We start from the raw sequence: 15,395 nt of genomic DNA, 5'->3' as shown, positions 1-15,395 counted from the left end.
GCCGCCTGCGTTCCCTTGGGAGCCAGGCGGCTTTTCCCTATACTGGCTCGCCATGCACATCCCCACCTACTGGGCGCAGGCGCGCCTGCGGCATGAAAGCCGCCCCACCCACGGCATCACCGTCCAGCGCTGGGGATGGTCCGACACCAGCCAGGAGGCTGCCCAGGCCCACGCCCAGGAGCGTGCCGCCAAGGCCCTGCAAGACGCCCGCAATGCGGCGCTACCCCCAGGCGAGCCGCGCATGGAATGGAAGAACGAGTACGCGCTCGACGGCGTCACCACCCCCATACGCGAAGAAGTCCTGCAGCGCCGCGACGGCACGGTGATGACGCGCAACAGCTACGGCGCCCACTGCCTGAACACCGAGCGCGTGGCCATCGCCGATATCGACCTGCCCGAGCCGCCCAGCGCTGTGCGCTTTCCCGTCGTGACCCTGCTTTTGCTGGCTTCGGCCGCCACCTGGCTGGCCCGGCTGGCACCGCACAAGAACAATTCGAGGATGGTGGCCACGGCGCTGGTCGTGCTGCTGCTGTTCCTGGCCATGCGGCGCGTGCAGCGCTGGTGGGAGGCGCGGCAGGCGCGCCGGCGCGCGGCCACGGACTCGCCGTCCGCACGCGCCATGGAGCGCGTACAGGCCTTCCACCAAAGCCATGCCGACTGGGGGCTGCGCGTCTATGAAACGCCCAAGGGCCTGCGTGTCATCGTCACGCATACCGATTTCGCACCCGACGACCCTGCCGTCGCGCAGTTGTTCGACGCCTTGCAGGTGGACCCGCTCTATGCCCTGCTGTGCGAGCGCCAGCAGTGCTTTCGCGCCCGCGTATCGGGCAAGCCCTGGCGCATGGGCCTGACCGGACTGTCCACCTCGCTGCGCCGCTGGCCCCAGCCCGAGCAGACGCGGCAAGAGCGCCGCCAGTGGGCGCTTGCCTATGACGAAAAAGCCCAGGGCTTTGCAGCTTGCAGGCTGCTGCAGCAACTGGGCAACCCACGCCTGTGTGCGGCCGCCGACGCCTTCGTGCAATGGCACGACGAAGCCAGCCGGGCCCGCACGGACCTGCCCCTGGCCTGAAGAAAGCCGGGCATCCACAATCGCACACGAATACAACGACCGACTTACACTGGCGCCACCCCCATGCCGCGTACTGCGCAGCCCCCTGACCCATTTCTGGTCTCACAACCCTGAAGGCCATGCCCGCTGCCCCACCACCTTCGCCCACCGACAGCACCGACTCTCCCGCCATCGAGCCCACCGGAGCGCGCTTCGCCAAGCCGACGGACGAGGCATCGCCGTTTTGCGTGCTGGTCGTGGAAGACCAGGCCTCGGTACGCACCAGTCTGGTCAGCGAGCTGCTGCATGCGGGCGTGACCCGCGTGCTGGAGGCTGCCGATGGCCCCAGCGCCCTGGCACTGTTCCGCGAGCAGCGCCCCGACCTCGTGCTGCTCGACATCCGTTTGCCGGGCGAGGACGGCTACTGGGTGGCCCGCCAGCTGCGCGAGGCCGAGCCGGGCGAGTGGACGCCCGTCATCTTCCTGTCCGGACTGGACAATGACCTGGACGTGTGGCGCGGCATCGAGGCCGGAGGCGACGACTACCTGGTCAAGCCCGTCAAGCCCATCGTGCTCGTGGCCAAGCTGCGCGCCATGCGCCGCCTGCTGGACATGCGCCGGCGCCTGGTATCGCTGTCGGCCGAGCTGCATGAGGCCAACCAGAAGCTCAACGAAATGGTCGAGCTCGACCAGCTCACGGGCCTGGTCAACCGCCGAGGCTTCGACCGCATCCTGCATGCCGAGATCGCCTCGGCCCGCCGCGAGGGCCAGCCGCTGACGCTGATGCTCTGCGACCTGGACCATTTCAAGCGCTACAACGACACCTATGGCCACGTGCATGGCGATGAATGCCTGAAACAGATAGGCCGCCTGCTGCGCGAGGTCTGCGTGCGCCCGCGTGACGTGGCGGCGCGCTATGGCGGCGAGGAATTCGCGCTCATCCTGCCGCGCACGCCACGCTCGGGGGCCATGACGTTCGCGCGTGCCGTGGGCCAGATGCTGCGCGTGCTGCGCATACGCCACCCCGACTCACCCCATGAATCGGGCCTCACGCTGTCGGGCGGCATCACCACCTGCGTCCCCGACGAATACACCAGCGCCGAAGCCATGCTCATGCGCGCCGACCAGGCCCTGTACGCGGCCAAGGCGCAGGGGCGCGACCGCTTCTTCAGCTTCGAGATGCAGATGGACACGGTGGAGCAGCGCCGCACCTGACTGCCGGGCCTTGCGCCTGCGCTTACGATCGCAGCTCAATGCCGGGCGCGCGCAAGCCGCGCATCCGGGTCCTGAATGCGGATTGCTGTTTCCTGAATGTTTGAAGTTATGCGTCGTTTTCAAGCGCACCTGCCCGCCTGGATGCAGGATTGGCTGGAGTTCATCATCCCCGGTGCCCAGATCCTGCTGATCATCGGTGCGGCCTGGCTGCTCAATCGCCTGGTTCGCCGACTGATCGCACGCGCGGGCAGGCACTACGGCCTGCCGCCGGAGCTGCTGGTGCCGCTGCGCGGCGTGTTCCGCTGGATTCTCATCGCCGCCACCGTGCCGCTGGTACTGGAGCGCCTGGGCGTCTCGGCCACCGTGCTGTGGACGGCCTTCACCGGTTTTGCCACCGTGGGCGCCGTGGCCTTCTTTGCGGCCTGGAGCGTGCTGTCCAACCTGTTCTGCGCCCTGCTCATCGTCATCGTCGGGCCCTTTCGCCTGGGCGACTACATCGAGGTGCTGGACACGGCCGAAAAGCCCGGTGCCAAGGGCCGCGTGATCGACATCAACATGCTCTACACCACCTTGCAGGACGCCCATGCGCCCGATGGCTCACCCAATCTGCTGCAGATCCCCAACTCGCTGATCTTCCAGCGCGTGGTCCGGCGCTGGAAGGGGGGCCTGGGCGCGGATGGCGAGCATGCCAGCCATGGCGAGGAGGAGCGCGCCATCCGGCTGACCACGCCGCATGATGCCCAGCCCTCGCAGCCTCCCATGTACACGACCAACTAAGGCCGGCACCCCATGAAAAAGCCGCCGCCCGGCAAAGGGACGGCGGCTTTGTCATTGGGCAGCGCCTCAGGGCTTGCGCGGCCGGACCTTGCTGGCGGCCAGCTTGGCGTTGGTGCGCGCCTGCTCTACATCCTGGGCGCGCGCCAGGGCCACGCCCATGCGGCGCTTGACGAAGCTCTCTGGCTTGCCAAACAGGCGCAGGTCCGTGCCCGGCACGGCCAGGGCCTCGTCCACGCCGTCGAACACCAGGCCTTCGGCATCCTGCCCGCCATAGATCACGGCGCTGGCGCCGGGATTGCGCAGCGAGGCATCCACGGGCAGGCCCAGGATGGCGCGCGCATGCAGCTCGAACTCGCTTTGCCACTGCGTGGCCAGCGTGACCAGCCCCGTGTCGTGCGGGCGCGGCGAGACTTCGCTGAACCAGACCTGCTCGCCCTTGACGAACAGCTCCACGCCAAACAGGCCCAGGCCGCCCAGGTCATCGGTCACCGCCTTGGCGATGTCGCGCGACTTCTGCAGCGCCGCCGGGTGCATGGGATGGGGCTGCCAGCTTTCCACATAGTCGCCGGACTGCTGGATGTGGCCGATAGGATGGCAGAAATGCGTCTGCACCTGGCCGTCCGCACCCTTGGCGCGCACCGTGAGCTGGGTGATTTCGTAGTCGAAGTCGATGAAGCCTTCGACGATCACACGGCCATGGCTCACGCGGCCGCCGGCCATGGCGTAGTCCCAGGCCTTGGTCACGTCGTCCGGGCCGTCCAGCTTGCTCTGGCCCTTGCCCGAGCTGCTCATCACGGGCTTGACCACGCAGGGGAAACCGATGGCGGGCTGGCCATCCGTGCCGTCGATGGCAGCCTGCAGTTCCTGCTGCGAATCACAGAAGCGGTAAGGGCTGGTGGCCAGGCCCAGCGTCTCGGCGGCCAGGCGGCGAATGCCTTCGCGGTCCATGGTCAGGCGCGCGGCGCGGGCCGTGGGGATCACGGTGACCACGCCTGCCGCTTCCAGCTCTTCGAGCATGGGCGTGGCAATGGCCTCGATCTCGGGCACGACCAGGTGGGGTTTCTCGGCCTCGATCAAGGCCTTGAGCTGGGCCGGATCGCTCATGGTGATGGTGCGTGCGTGGTGGGCCACCTGCTGACCGGGCGCGTTCTCGTAGCGGTCCACGGCAATGGTTTCCACGCCCAGGCGCTGCAGCGCGATCAGCACTTCCTTGCCGAGTTCGCCGCTGCCCAGCAGCATGACTTTGGTGGCATGGGGGGAGTAAGGGGTTCCAAGGGTGGTCATCTGCGCGTCCGGTGAGCCAGGCAGAGCCTGGGCAAGATAAGAAAGAAAGGGAGGCAGGCCTGCACGGCCCGCAGCAGCCCCCGATCATAGGACGCCGACGCAGGCGCCGCCTACAAACCCAGCGCCTGCGCGAGGTTGCACCGCGCCCGCGCCTCCAGCCGTTGCCGGAACCAGTCAGTGCAGTAGATGGCCTCGCGCTGCATGAAGCCCTGCAGCACCTCGCGGCGCTTGGCGCGGTACAGCGGCAAGGGCACCCATTCGTACTCGGCCCGCACCTGTACCTCGTACTCGGCAAACCGCAGAGGGTCGGCCGCGAGAATGCCCAGGTCGGCATCCACCAGCAGTTGGGCGTCGATCCCGGACGGCTGTGCCGCGTGGCAGGTCGCCATGATCAGGCCGTGCACGCGCCCGGCCACCTCCGCCGGCAGGCCCTGCCCGCGCACCACGGCCACGGCCCAGTCGGCGCTGCGCGCCTCGTTGTCCTTGGCCTGGGTTTCGTAGACGGCATCATGGAACCACAGCGCCAGCGCCACCTCGCCGGGGTGCGCGGCCAGGCCCAGCGCCGGCTGCAGCAGGCCCATGGCCTCGCCTAGATGCTGCAGCGTGTGGTAGTGGCGCTGGGGCTCGCTGTAGCTTTGCAGCAGCTCGGCCAGCACAGGCTGCGGCGCGCTGGCGCCCAGTGCGGACCAGGCATGCTGCCAAGATGCCTGCCAGGTCTGCAGCGATGCATCGTTTGCGCTGGGCATTTCGGCCCCTGGTCCAGCCTGGGTCATCGCCTGCTCCTTGGGTCTTCAGAAGATGCCGGGTGCCAGAGCCCGCAACGGCGCACCCGCCGGTGACAGCAGCCAGGCCAGCAGGCCGCAGTTGATCCCCACAGTGATCCAGAATACCAACTGGAACGAGGCCTTGCTGGACTTGTGCCGCAGCAGCCCTTGCGCGAGCAGCGCGCCAGGCCAGCCGCCCAGCAGCGCCAGCAGGTGCAGGCGGCCTTCGCTGGTACGCCAGCGGTCGTGCACGGCGGCGGACTTGTCGAATCCGTAGACCATGAAGGTCACCAGGCTTGCCGCCGCATACAGGCCGACCAGTGCCCAGGGCATGCGGCCAATCCAGGCAACGGCCATCAGCACGCAGAAGAAGGCAGCGGCCAGCCCCACTGCCACCTGGCCTCGCACAGTTGACTGAGGCCGCGAGGACATGCCGGCACGGCGTCGCCGCGCAGGCTGCGGATGGCCGCTCCTGGACTCGCCAATGAAGGCGACATCCTGCGCGCGCCATTTCCCCTGGGCGTTGCGGCCGGGCACGTAGCTGACGCGCTCGCCCCCCTCGGGCCTGCGGCGGCGATCGGTGAAGGACTTGATGTGGACAAAGACCGGCGCCCCGCCGCCATCGGGCTCGATGAAGCCGAAGCCCTGCTCGTCCTTCCAGCCGGTGATGCGCCCCTGTTGCCGCATGGCGGGCTCAGTGGCGGCCAGCGGCGGCCGGCGACGCAGCAGGCTTGCGGGGCTCGCCCAGGCAAATGCCTATGTCGCGCGCCATGGTGAGCAGGCCGTGGTCCAGCGGCACGGTGCGCTGGGTGTTGGCCACGCGTGAGATTTCCACGCTGCCGATCTGCCCGCCCTGCAGCGTGACCATGCGCCCAAAGCCGCCGGACAGCACCAGCTGCGCCGCATGGTGGCCGTACTGGGTGGCCAGCACGCGGTCAAAGGGAGTGGGGTCGCCGCCGCGTTGCACATGGCCCAGCACCGTGGTGCGCACCTCGCTCCTGAGATGGGGCTGCAGGCGCTCGCGCAGCACATGGCCGACGCCGCCCAGGCGTACGGGGTCCGGGCTTTGCTCTATGCGCTCACGCACCGTGAGGCTGGCACCGCTTTCCTTGGCGCCCTCGCCGATGCAGATGATGGTGTAGCGCTGGCGCTGCTCGCGCATGCGGCAGAAATCCACGATGGCCTGCAGGTCGTAGTCGATCTCGGGCAGCAGGATGACGTCGGCCGCACCGGCAATGCCGGCCTCCAGCGCCAGCCATCCGGCATGGCGCCCCATGGTCTCGACGATCATCACGCGGTGGTGGCTGTTGGCCGTGCTCTCGATGCGGCGCAGCGCCTCGGTGGCCGTGGCCACGGCGGTGTCGAAGCCAAAGCTGCGCTCGCAATTGGCAATGTCGTTGTCGATGGTCTTGGGCACGCCCACGCAGGTCAGGCCCACCTGTCCGGCCAGGCCATGCGCCAGGCTCATGGTGCCGTCACCGCCGATGGCCACCACCACGTCCAGTCCCAGCGCCCGGACATTGCGACCCACATGCTCCAGCGTGGCCTCATCGCGCAGGGGATTGGCGCTGTTGCTGGTGCCCAGGATGGTGCCGCCCACATGCAGGATGCCCGAGACCTCGTCCCAGCCCAGGGGCTTGACGCCGGGCGGGTCGAGCATCAGGCCCTCGAAGCCATCGGCAATGCCCAGCACCTCGCACTGGCCGTGGTTGATCAGGGACTTGGTGACCGCACGGATCACCGCATTCAGGCCGGGGCAGTCGCCACCTCCGGTCAGCACGCCAACGCGCATGGGAAAACTCTCCTGTGAAAACACTTGGCGTGCGCGTCCTCCATGGCCCGCACAGCCTTTGCAAGGCCCGCCAGCCCTCAGCCGGCCAGCCGCTGCGCTCGTCAATCCATCAAGGCAGCAGGTCCAGCGCCTGGAGGTAGGCCGGCTGGCGCATGAGATCGTCCCAGGGCTGGGGCACGGTCTCCGGCAGCAGGGCCAGGCGGCGCGATTCGCTGTCGGCATCGGGCTGCCAGCGGCCACTGCGCTGCGCGGCCTCCATGCCGGCCAGCAGCTCGTCCACATGCTCGCCCAGGCCCAGGCTCTGGTTGCACAGCAGCACCATGTCACAGCCGGCCTCCAGCGCGGCCAGGGCTGCGTCGGTGTAGCCGATGAGTTGCCCGTCGATGCGGCGCGCGCCCTCCATGCTCAGGTCGTCGCTGAAGATGGCGCCGTCGTAGCGCAGACGGCTGCGCAGGATATCCTTGAGCCACTTGGCGGAAAAACCGGCCGGGCGCTTGTCCACCTTGGGGTAGATCACATGGGCCGGCATCACGGCCGTGAGCACGCTGGACAGCCAGGGATAGGGCGCGGCATCCTCGCCCAGGATGGCGGTCAGGCTGCGGCCATCGACCGGAATGTCCACATGCGAATCGGCCTTGACGAAGCCGTGGCCGGGAAAGTGCTTGCCGCAGTTGCCCATGCCGGCCTGCAGCAGGCCGTGCATGAGGCTGCGGGCCAGCGCCGCCACCACGCGCGGGTCGCGGTGGAAGCTGCGGTCGCCGATGACGCTGCTGGCACCGTAGTCAAGGTCCAGCACCGGGGTGAAGCTGAAATCCACGCCGCAGGCACGCAGTTCGGTGCCCAGCACGTAGCCGGCCGCCGTGGCGGCGTTCATGGCAGCCAGGGCGCCGCTGCCTTCGCGCTGCTTGCTGCCCTTGCCGTCGTCCATCCACATCTGGCCGAAGGCGCGCATGGGCGGCAGATGCGTGAATCCGTCGGCACGAAAACGCTGCACGCGCCCGCCCTCGTGGTCCACGCAGATCAGCAGGTCGGCTTTGACGCCCTTGATATCGGCGCACAGCTGCACCAGTTGCTCGCGGCTTTCCCAGTTGCGGGCGAAGAGGATGATGCCGCCGACCAGCGAATGCGCAAGACGCCGGCGGTCCGCGTCGGTGAGCGCCTTGCCGGCGATGTCGATGATCAGGGGTGCGTGCTCGGTCATGCTATGAATCCTGTGGAGTCAAAAAAGCCAGCGCTGCGCCGGCCGGGTGTCAGGCGCGGCGCTCGACCACGCAGAAGCTGGCCGCGTAGTCGCTCTCGTCGGTCACGGACAGGTGCACCTGCAGGTTCCGTGCCTCGAACCATTCCTTGAGCGCGCCGTGCAGCACGATGGCTGGCTGGCCACTGGGCAGCTTGACGACCTCGCAGCTGCGCCAGGTCATGGGCATGACCATGCCCATGCCTATGGCCTTGGAAAAGGCCTCCTTGGCGGAAAAGCGCGTGGCGACGAAGCGGATGCCGCGCTCGGGCCAGCGCGCGCGGCGGGCTCGCCAGGTGGACAGTTCGCCTTCGGCCAGCACCTTCTCGGCGAAACGGTCGCCGTGGCGCTCCAGGCTGGCGCGGATGCGGCGCACGTCGCAGATGTCGGTACCGATGCCGTAGATCATGGATTCGCTCCGCGAAAGCTTCAGGCGCGCGCCGCCATGCCCTGGTCTATGCACTGCTGGTAGGCGCGCACGGTTTGGGCGTAGCCCAGCTCCAGCGCGTCGGCGATCAGCGCATGGCCGATGGAGACTTCGAGCAGGCCCGGCACGCGCGCCACGAAGGCGGCCAGGTTGTCGCGGCTGAGGTCATGGCCGGCATTGATGCCCAGCCCGGCGTCCAGCGCAGCCTGGGCCGCCGCCGCGTAGGCCTGCAGTTGAACTTCCTGGTCTGCCGTGCCCCAGGCGGCCGCATAGGGCTCGGTGTACAGCTCGACCCGGTCGGCGCCCGCGGCGCGCGCAGCGGCCATCTGTGCGGGAACCGGGTCCATGAACAGGCTGACGCGCACGCCGAGTTGGCGGCATTCGGCGATCAGCGGCTTCAGGCGCTCGGCATCCTGCGGGAAGTTCCAGCCATGGTCGCTGGTGAACTGGTCCTCGCTGTCGGGCACGAAGGTGGCCTGGTGCGGGCGCGTGGCCCGGATGAAGTCCATCAGGTTCTGCGTCGGGTTGCCCTCGATGTTGAACTCCGCCTGCGGCCAATGCTTCATCAGCGCATGCAGTTCATAGACATCTTCGCTGCGGATATGGCGCTGGTCGGGACGCGGATGGATGGTGATGCCCTGGGCACCGGCCTCCAGGCAGATGCGCGCGGCGCGCGTCACGCTGGGAATGCCCAGATGGCGCGTGTTGCGCAGCAGCGCAACCTTGTTGACATTGACCGACAGCGCCGTGCGCTGCGAAGCGTGGGAAAGATTCATAGCGATTGCAGATCCATCATCAGCTGGCGGGTGCGCAGCATGGGACTGCCGCAATGGTATTGCAGCAAGGCCCTCAGTTGGGGCTTGAGGGCCAGCGCCGCCTCGGGCTGGGCCACCACATGCAGTGTGGCGTTGAAGGCCTGCCGTGCCTGCAGCGCGCTCTCAATGGCCTGCCATTGCGCAGCGCCCAGCACGGCGCGCTCGCCCTGCAGCGCCGGGCGCAGGCCGCCTTCGGCCACCAGCGCATAGCGACGCCCCTCGGCCAGCGGCGCCAGCGTGGCGCTTTCCTCATTCAAGGCAGGCAGATGGCCCAATTCGCGCAGCAGCAGCAGCTCGAAGGTGCGCAGCACGGGCTCGATGGCATCGCCATGCTGGCCTGCCAGCACGCGCACCACGCCGGCATAGATGTCGAACAGCGCCGCGTAGGGATCGTCGCGCGCCAGCAGGCGCATCAGCAGCTCGTTGAGGTACAGGCCCGACAGCAGGGCGTCACCCTGGGGCATGACATGCCCGCCCACCCACTCTGCGCCCTTGAGGGTATGGATCTCGCCATTGCCCTCGCCGCCCAGGCTGTAGCTCAGGCTCAGCGGCTGCAGCGGCAGCAGCACGGGGCGAAAGTTCGAGGTCGGCCGCTTGACGCCCTTGGCCGCCAGCGCCACGCGGCCCCGGTGACGCGTGAAGACCTCAAGGATCAGGCTGGACTCGCTCCAGTCGTAGCTGTGCAGGACGAAGGCCGGCTCGTCCGAGACACGCTTTGCGCTAGCCATGGACGCAGGGCCTTGCGGTAAGGGTGCTCACTCGTAGCCGAACGAACGCACGCGGGCTTCGTCGTCGGCCCAGCCGGAGCGGACCTTGACCCAGACTTCGAGGAAGACCTTGGCATCCATGAGCTTTTCCAGCTCCTGGCGCGCCTCGGTGCTGATGCGCTTGAGGCGCTCGCCCTTCTCTCCGATGATCATGGCCTTGTGGCCGTCGCGCTCGACCACGATGGTGGCCGCCACGCGGATGAAACGCTTGTGCTGCTTGCTGGCCTCTTCCTCGAACTTGTCGATGACCACCGTGGAGGTGTAGGGCAGCTCGTCGCCCGTGAATCGGAACAGCTTCTCGCGCACGGTCTCCGAGGCGAGGAACTTCTCGCTGCGGTCGGTCAGCTCGTCGGCGGCGTACATCCAGTCCTGCTCGGGCAGGTACTTCTCGCAGATGCCGAACAGGCGCTCGATGTCTCCCTTGTTCTTGGCCGACATGGGCACGAACTCGGCGAACGGATGGCGCTCCTGCATGCCCTTGAGCCAGGGGGCGATCTCGGCACGGCGGCCCACGGTGTCCAGCTTGTTGGCAATCAGCAGCGTGGGGATGCCGGGCTTGAACAGCGACAGCACCTTGGCATCGGCCAGCGTGAACTGGCCGGCTTCCACGACGAACAGGATCAGGTCCACGTCGCCGATGGCGCCCATCACGGTCTTGTTGAGCGACTTGTTCAGTGCCGTGCTGTGCTTGGTCTGGAAACCCGGCGTATCGACAAAGATGAACTGCGTCGCGGCGCGCGTGCGAATGCCCGTGATGCGGTGGCGCGTGGTCTGCGCCTTGCGCGAGGTGATGCTGATCTTCTGGCCCACCAGCGCATTCATCAGCGTGGACTTGCCCACATTGGGCTTGCCGACGATGGCGATCAGGCCGCAGCGCTGCGGGCCGGCCGGCACCTCGGGTGCCGGGGCGTCATCAGCAGCGGATGCCGTGCGAGCTGCGCCAGCGCCGGGCTTGGCCGCAGCCAGCAGGGCGTCGAGTTCGGCGGCGGTCTGTGCCGGCGCCGGGGGTTTGTCTTGGTTCATGCGTGTCTTGCTTTCAATAGTTCCAGCATGGCTGTGGCAGCCGTCTGCTCGGCGGCCCTGCGCGAGGCACCCGTTCCCCGGGCCTGCAGTTGCAACTCGGCAATCGCGCAGGCCACCTCGAAGGTCTGGCGATGGGCGGCGCCCGTGGTGGCAACCACTTCGTACTGCGGCAGCTTCATGCGCCGCCCCTGCAGCCATTCCTGCAGGGCCGTCTTCGCATCCTTTTCGGCTGCGCGCATGTGGGGGTTGATGTCCACGCCCTCGAAGAGATGGTGTACCACCTTCTCGCCCGCAGCGTAGCCGGCGTCCAGATACACTGCGCCGATCAGGGCCTCGACCGCATCGGCCAGGATGGAGGGGCGTTGCTTGCCGCCCGACTTGGATTCGCCTTCGCCCAGGCGCAGCAGATCGGGCAACTGCAGCCTCAGCGCGATCTGGTGCAGCGTGCCTTCCTTGACCAGGTTGGCGCGCACGCGGGACAGATCGCCCTCGGGCATGGAACTGAGCCGCTGGTAGAGCAGGCTGGAAATGGCAAGATTCAGCACCGAGTCACCGAGGAATTCCAGGCGCTCGTTGTTGTCTGCCGAGAAACTGCGGTGCGTGACGGCACGCTGCAGCAATGCAGGCTCGGCAAATTGATGCTGCAGCCTCAGCTGCAGCGCATTCAGTAAGGGAGGCACCTATTGGGTCTGCTTCTTAAAACGGTAAGTCAGGTAGGCGGGGCCCACGAGATGGATCTCGCGCGAATATTCGAACCCCACCACCACACGGTCATTGATTTTGGTCACCTCGAGGTCCGAGCTCGTCACTGACTTGAAGTCATCAATGAGCGCCGAGCGATCGAAATTCGACTTCACTTCAGCGACCGAGCGCCCCTCGAGAGCCGCCTTGTTGGCTGCTTTGGCGATTGCCTGATATTCCAAGAACACAGGAATGGATTGTGCAGCGACTGCGACCACCCCCACCCCCAGAGCTACCACAAACACCAGTCCCAGAAAGGACAGGCCGCGCTGGCGCGAACGCCGGTTGTTCGATGTCAACATGCTTTTCCTCCTCCGATTCGAATCCCTCGCGCATGCCCGGTCCGATCCGGTCCCAGGCATGCACCTGATCAATGGAAGCTGCCGATGCGCTTGAAATCCCCGAAGTTCATCCAGACAAAGAAAGCCCGGCCCACGATGTTCTTGTCGGGCACAAAGCCCCAGTATCGGGAATCCAGCGAATTGTCGCGGTTGTCGCCCATCATGAAGTACTGGCCCTCGGGCACCTTGCAGGTGATGCCTTCGACGCTGTAGCGGCAGTTCTCGCGGAACTCGAAGCCGCTGGCACCCTGGATGAATGCGGGCACGTCCTGGTTCACGATCATGCGGTGCGGCTTGTCGCCCAGCGACTCCTCGTACTGCTTGAAGTAGCGCATCGCGTCCTTGTCGAAGAAGTCCGGCAGTTCGCTGACCGGGACTTCCTTGCCATTGACCGTCAGCCGCTTGTTCAGATAGGAGATCTCGTCACCCGGCAGGCCCACCACGCGCTTGATGTAGTCCAGGCTGGGTTGCGGAGGATAGCGGAACACCACCACATCGCCGCGCTGCAGCGGCTGGCCCTGGGTGATCTTGGTGTTGATCACCGGCAGGCGCACGCCGTAGGTGAACTTGTTCACCAGGATCAGGTCGCCCACGAGCAGCGTGGGGATCATGGAGCCCGAGGGAATCTTGAACGGCTCGAACAGGAACGAGCGCAGGACAAAGACGATGGCGATCACGGGGAACAGGCCCGCGGTCCAGTCAAGCCACCAGGGCTGCATGAGGATGCGGCCCTTGGCCTCTTCCGACACCTCGATGTCGGTCTTGGCGATGCCCATGCGGTCGAGTTCTGCGCGGCGCGCCACGGCAGCCTCCTCGATGGCCACGGCGGCGCGGCGGCGGCGGGGCAGGAAATACAGCCGTTCGGCCACCCAGTACAGGCCAGTGACCACGGTGGCCAGGAACAGCAGCAACGCGAAGTTGCCCTCGATGAAGCCCGTGTACCAGGCGCCGATATAGCCCACGAAAGCCGCCAGCACGACGGCCGTAATCCATTGCATGGCTTGCATCAATCCTCCACTTGCAAGATGGCCAGGAAGGCCTCCTGAGGCACTTCCACCGAACCGATCTGCTTCATGCGCTTCTTGCCGGCCTTTTGCTTCTCCAGCAGCTTGCGCTTGCGGGTGATGTCGCCGCCATAGCACTTGGCCAGCACGTTCTTGCGCATGGCCTTGACGGTTTCCCGAGCAATGATGTTGGCGCCGATGGCGGCCTGGATGGCCACGTCGAACATCTGGCGGCTGATGATCTCGCGCATCTTCGCCACCACGGCCCGGCCGCGGTACGTGGCCTGGGAGCGGTGCACGATGATGGACAGCGCATCGACCTTCTCGCCGTTGAGCAGGATGTCCACCTTGACCACGTCGGAGGCGCGGTACTCCTTGAACTCGTAGTCCATGGAGGCATAGCCGCGCGAGACCGACTTGAGCTTGTCGAAGAAGTCCAGCACGATCTCGCCCAGCGGCATCTCATAGGTGAGCATCACCTGGCGGCCGTGGTACTGCATGTTGATCTGCACGCCACGCTTCTGGTTGGCCAGCGTCATCACCGGGCCCACATAGTCCTGGGGCATGTACAGGTGCACGGTCACGATGGGCTCGCGCACCTCCTCGATACGGCCGGCATCGGGCATCTTGGACGGGTTCTCGACCTGGATGACCTCGCCATCGCCCTTGACCACTTCGTAGACCACGCTGGGCGCGGTGGTGATCAGGTCCTGGTCGAATTCGCGCTCCAGGCGCTCCTGCACGATTTCCATGTGCAGCAGGCCCAGGAAGCCGCAGCGAAAGCCGAAGCCCAGCGCCTGAGAGACTTCAGGCTCGAACTGCAGGGACGAATCGTTGAGCTGCAGCTTTTCCAGCGCATCGCGCAGCTGGTCATATTCGCTGGCTTCGGTGGGGTACAGACCCGCGAACACCTGGGGCTTGATTTCCTTGAAGCCGGGCAGGGCCTCGGTGGCAGGGCCCAGATTGTTGGGAAGCTTCTTTTCCAGCGTGATGGTGTCGCCCACCTTGGCTGCCTTGAGCTCCTTGATGCCGGCGATGATGTAACCCACCTCGCCGGCGCGCAGCGCGTCGCGCGGCACGTCGGCCGGAGTGAACACGCCCAGGTTGTTGGCTTCGTAGGCAGCGCCCGAAGCCATCATCTTGAAGCGCTCGCCACGCTTGAGTTCACCATCGACCACGCGCACCAGCATCACGACGCCCACGTAAGTGTCGAACCAGCTGTCGATGATCATGGCGCGCAGTTGGCCATTGGGATTGCCCTTGGGCGGTGGCACCTTGGCAACCACGGCCTCCAGGATCTCGTCGATGCCCATGCCGGTCTTGGCCGAGCAGGGAATGGCATCGCTGGCATCGATGCCGATGACGTCCTCGATCTCTGCCTTGGCGTTGTCGGGGTCAGCCTGCGGCAGATCCATCTTGTTGAGAACGGCCGTCACTTCCACGCCGAGATCCAGCGCGGTATAGCAGTTGGCCACGGTCTGTGCCTCTACGCCCTGAGAGGCGTCCACCACCAGCAGCGCTCCCTCGCAGGCCGACAGGGAACGCGAGACTTCGTACGAGAAGTCCACGTGGCCGGGCGTGTCGATGAGGTTGAGGTTGTAGACCTGACCATCCTTGGCCTTGTACTGCAGGGCAGCCGTCTGCGCCTTGATGGTGATGCCGCGCTCTTTCTCGATATCCATCGAGTCCAGCACCTGGGCTTCCATGTCACGGTCAGCCAGGCCTCCGCAACGCTGGATCAGGCGGTCGGCCAGCGTCGACTTGCCATGGTCGATGTGCGCAATGATGGAAAAATTTCTGATGTGGTTCATCAACGAGAAGGACTGCTAGTGAAAGTGGAAAACGACAGGGTCGGCGCGCAAGAAAAAAGGGCGCGTCCATGAACGACGCGCCCCGAACCAACAATCTCTGGCAACTGCGATAGTTGGGACTTTATTGTAGGCAAAAAGGGCTGGAAACCAAGCCCTGACAAGGCCTGCAAAGCTCCGGGCTTGATCTGTCACAATTATTTATCAACAGTTTATCAACAGACCCGACAAGCCATTTCTAGCCCGTCGATCACCGGATAGTGCGGTGCTTTTGCACCGCAACAATCCTCTTTGAAAACAGGTTTCTGACGCCTTGAGCCGTCACGCTTTGGTGGGGCATTTTACCCAATGCC

The 15,395-nt window shown here is 66.2% G+C and carries 16 protein-coding genes; 3 read left to right on the top strand and 13 right to left on the bottom strand.

Translation table 11 applies throughout. From position 1 onward, the window contains the following. Positions 1–52: 52 nt before the first annotated feature. The 3 genes from AC5I49_RS21345 to AC5I49_RS21335 all read left to right on the top strand — a co-directional run bounded on the left by AC5I49_RS21345 (position 53) and on the right by AC5I49_RS21335 (position 3,039). The gene (locus tag AC5I49_RS21345) at positions 53–1,069 is read left to right on the top strand and encodes a hypothetical protein (protein WP_126310807.1); all 1,017 of its coding nucleotides are present in this window, start codon (positions 53–55) and stop codon (positions 1,067–1,069) included. Between the two features lie 119 nt (positions 1,070–1,188). Then, complete coding sequence (locus AC5I49_RS21340) at positions 1,189–2,262, top strand: GGDEF domain-containing response regulator (RefSeq protein ID WP_016447776.1); 1,074 nt, start codon at positions 1,189–1,191, stop codon at positions 2,260–2,262. Between the two features lie 108 nt (positions 2,263–2,370). Then, complete coding sequence (locus AC5I49_RS21335) at positions 2,371–3,039, top strand: mechanosensitive ion channel family protein (protein WP_392414755.1); 669 nt, start codon at positions 2,371–2,373, stop codon at positions 3,037–3,039. Between the two features lie 66 nt (positions 3,040–3,105). On the opposite strand, the gene purT is transcribed toward AC5I49_RS21335, so the two are convergent. From purT to lepA, 13 genes are all read right to left on the bottom strand, one after another. Further along, the gene (gene purT / locus AC5I49_RS21330) at positions 3,106–4,323 is read right to left on the bottom strand and encodes a formate-dependent phosphoribosylglycinamide formyltransferase (RefSeq protein WP_495789861.1); all 1,218 of its coding nucleotides are present in this window, start codon (positions 4,321–4,323) and stop codon (positions 3,106–3,108) included. Positions 4,324–4,433: 110 nt separating this feature from the next. Continuing rightward, complete coding sequence (locus tag AC5I49_RS21325) at positions 4,434–5,096, bottom strand: HD domain-containing protein (RefSeq protein WP_495789860.1); 663 nt, start codon at positions 5,094–5,096, stop codon at positions 4,434–4,436. An 18-nt stretch (positions 5,097–5,114) separates the two neighbouring features. Continuing rightward, positions 5,115–5,774, bottom strand: a complete 660-nt coding sequence (locus AC5I49_RS21320; protein ID WP_016451183.1) for a DUF1294 domain-containing protein — start codon at positions 5,772–5,774, stop codon at positions 5,115–5,117. A 7-nt stretch (positions 5,775–5,781) separates the two neighbouring features. After that, complete coding sequence (locus AC5I49_RS21315) at positions 5,782–6,879, bottom strand: 6-phosphofructokinase (RefSeq protein WP_252651906.1); 1,098 nt, start codon at positions 6,877–6,879, stop codon at positions 5,782–5,784. A gap of 109 nt (positions 6,880–6,988) precedes the next feature. Next, a complete protein-coding gene (gene nagZ, locus AC5I49_RS21310) occupies positions 6,989–8,080 on the bottom strand; it encodes a beta-N-acetylhexosaminidase (protein ID WP_495789859.1) in 1,092 nt (363 codons plus the stop codon). Between the two features lie 49 nt (positions 8,081–8,129). Continuing rightward, complete coding sequence (acpS, locus tag AC5I49_RS21305; protein ID WP_016447783.1) at positions 8,130–8,525, bottom strand: holo-ACP synthase; 396 nt, start codon at positions 8,523–8,525, stop codon at positions 8,130–8,132. Between the two features lie 20 nt (positions 8,526–8,545). Beyond that, on the bottom strand, positions 8,546–9,319 hold the full coding sequence (locus AC5I49_RS21300; RefSeq protein WP_016447784.1) for a pyridoxine 5'-phosphate synthase: 774 nt from the start codon (positions 9,317–9,319) through the stop codon (positions 8,546–8,548). Further along, positions 9,316–10,086 carry a DNA repair protein RecO gene (gene recO, locus AC5I49_RS21295; RefSeq protein ID WP_016451180.1) on the bottom strand — a complete coding sequence of 257 codons (771 nt, stop codon included), beginning with the start codon at positions 10,084–10,086 and terminating at the stop codon, positions 9,316–9,318. The genes AC5I49_RS21300 and recO overlap by 4 nt, the downstream gene beginning before the upstream one ends. A gap of 27 nt (positions 10,087–10,113) precedes the next feature. Next, the gene (gene era / locus AC5I49_RS21290) at positions 10,114–11,148 is read right to left on the bottom strand and encodes a GTPase Era (protein ID WP_495789858.1); all 1,035 of its coding nucleotides are present in this window, start codon (positions 11,146–11,148) and stop codon (positions 10,114–10,116) included. Continuing rightward, positions 11,145–11,828 (bottom strand): ribonuclease III, encoded by a 684-nt coding sequence (gene rnc / locus AC5I49_RS21285; RefSeq protein ID WP_012207060.1) that lies wholly within the window; start codon positions 11,826–11,828, stop codon positions 11,145–11,147. The genes era and rnc overlap by 4 nt, the downstream gene beginning before the upstream one ends. Next, complete coding sequence (locus tag AC5I49_RS21280; RefSeq protein ID WP_209672512.1) at positions 11,829–12,191, bottom strand: DUF4845 domain-containing protein; 363 nt, start codon at positions 12,189–12,191, stop codon at positions 11,829–11,831. It lies immediately after the preceding gene. A gap of 68 nt (positions 12,192–12,259) precedes the next feature. Then, positions 12,260–13,237, bottom strand: a complete 978-nt coding sequence (gene lepB, locus AC5I49_RS21275; RefSeq protein WP_495789857.1) for a signal peptidase I — start codon at positions 13,235–13,237, stop codon at positions 12,260–12,262. Continuing rightward, the gene (lepA, locus tag AC5I49_RS21270; protein WP_016447789.1) at positions 13,237–15,045 is read right to left on the bottom strand and encodes a translation elongation factor 4; all 1,809 of its coding nucleotides are present in this window, start codon (positions 15,043–15,045) and stop codon (positions 13,237–13,239) included. The genes lepB and lepA overlap by 1 nt, the downstream gene beginning before the upstream one ends. Between the last annotated feature and the right edge of the window lie 350 nt (positions 15,046–15,395).

It is taken from the genome of Delftia sp., assembly GCF_059499305.1.
The sequence above is the reverse complement of the archived record's forward strand: the minus strand, read 5'-3'. Positions and strand labels throughout refer to the sequence as shown.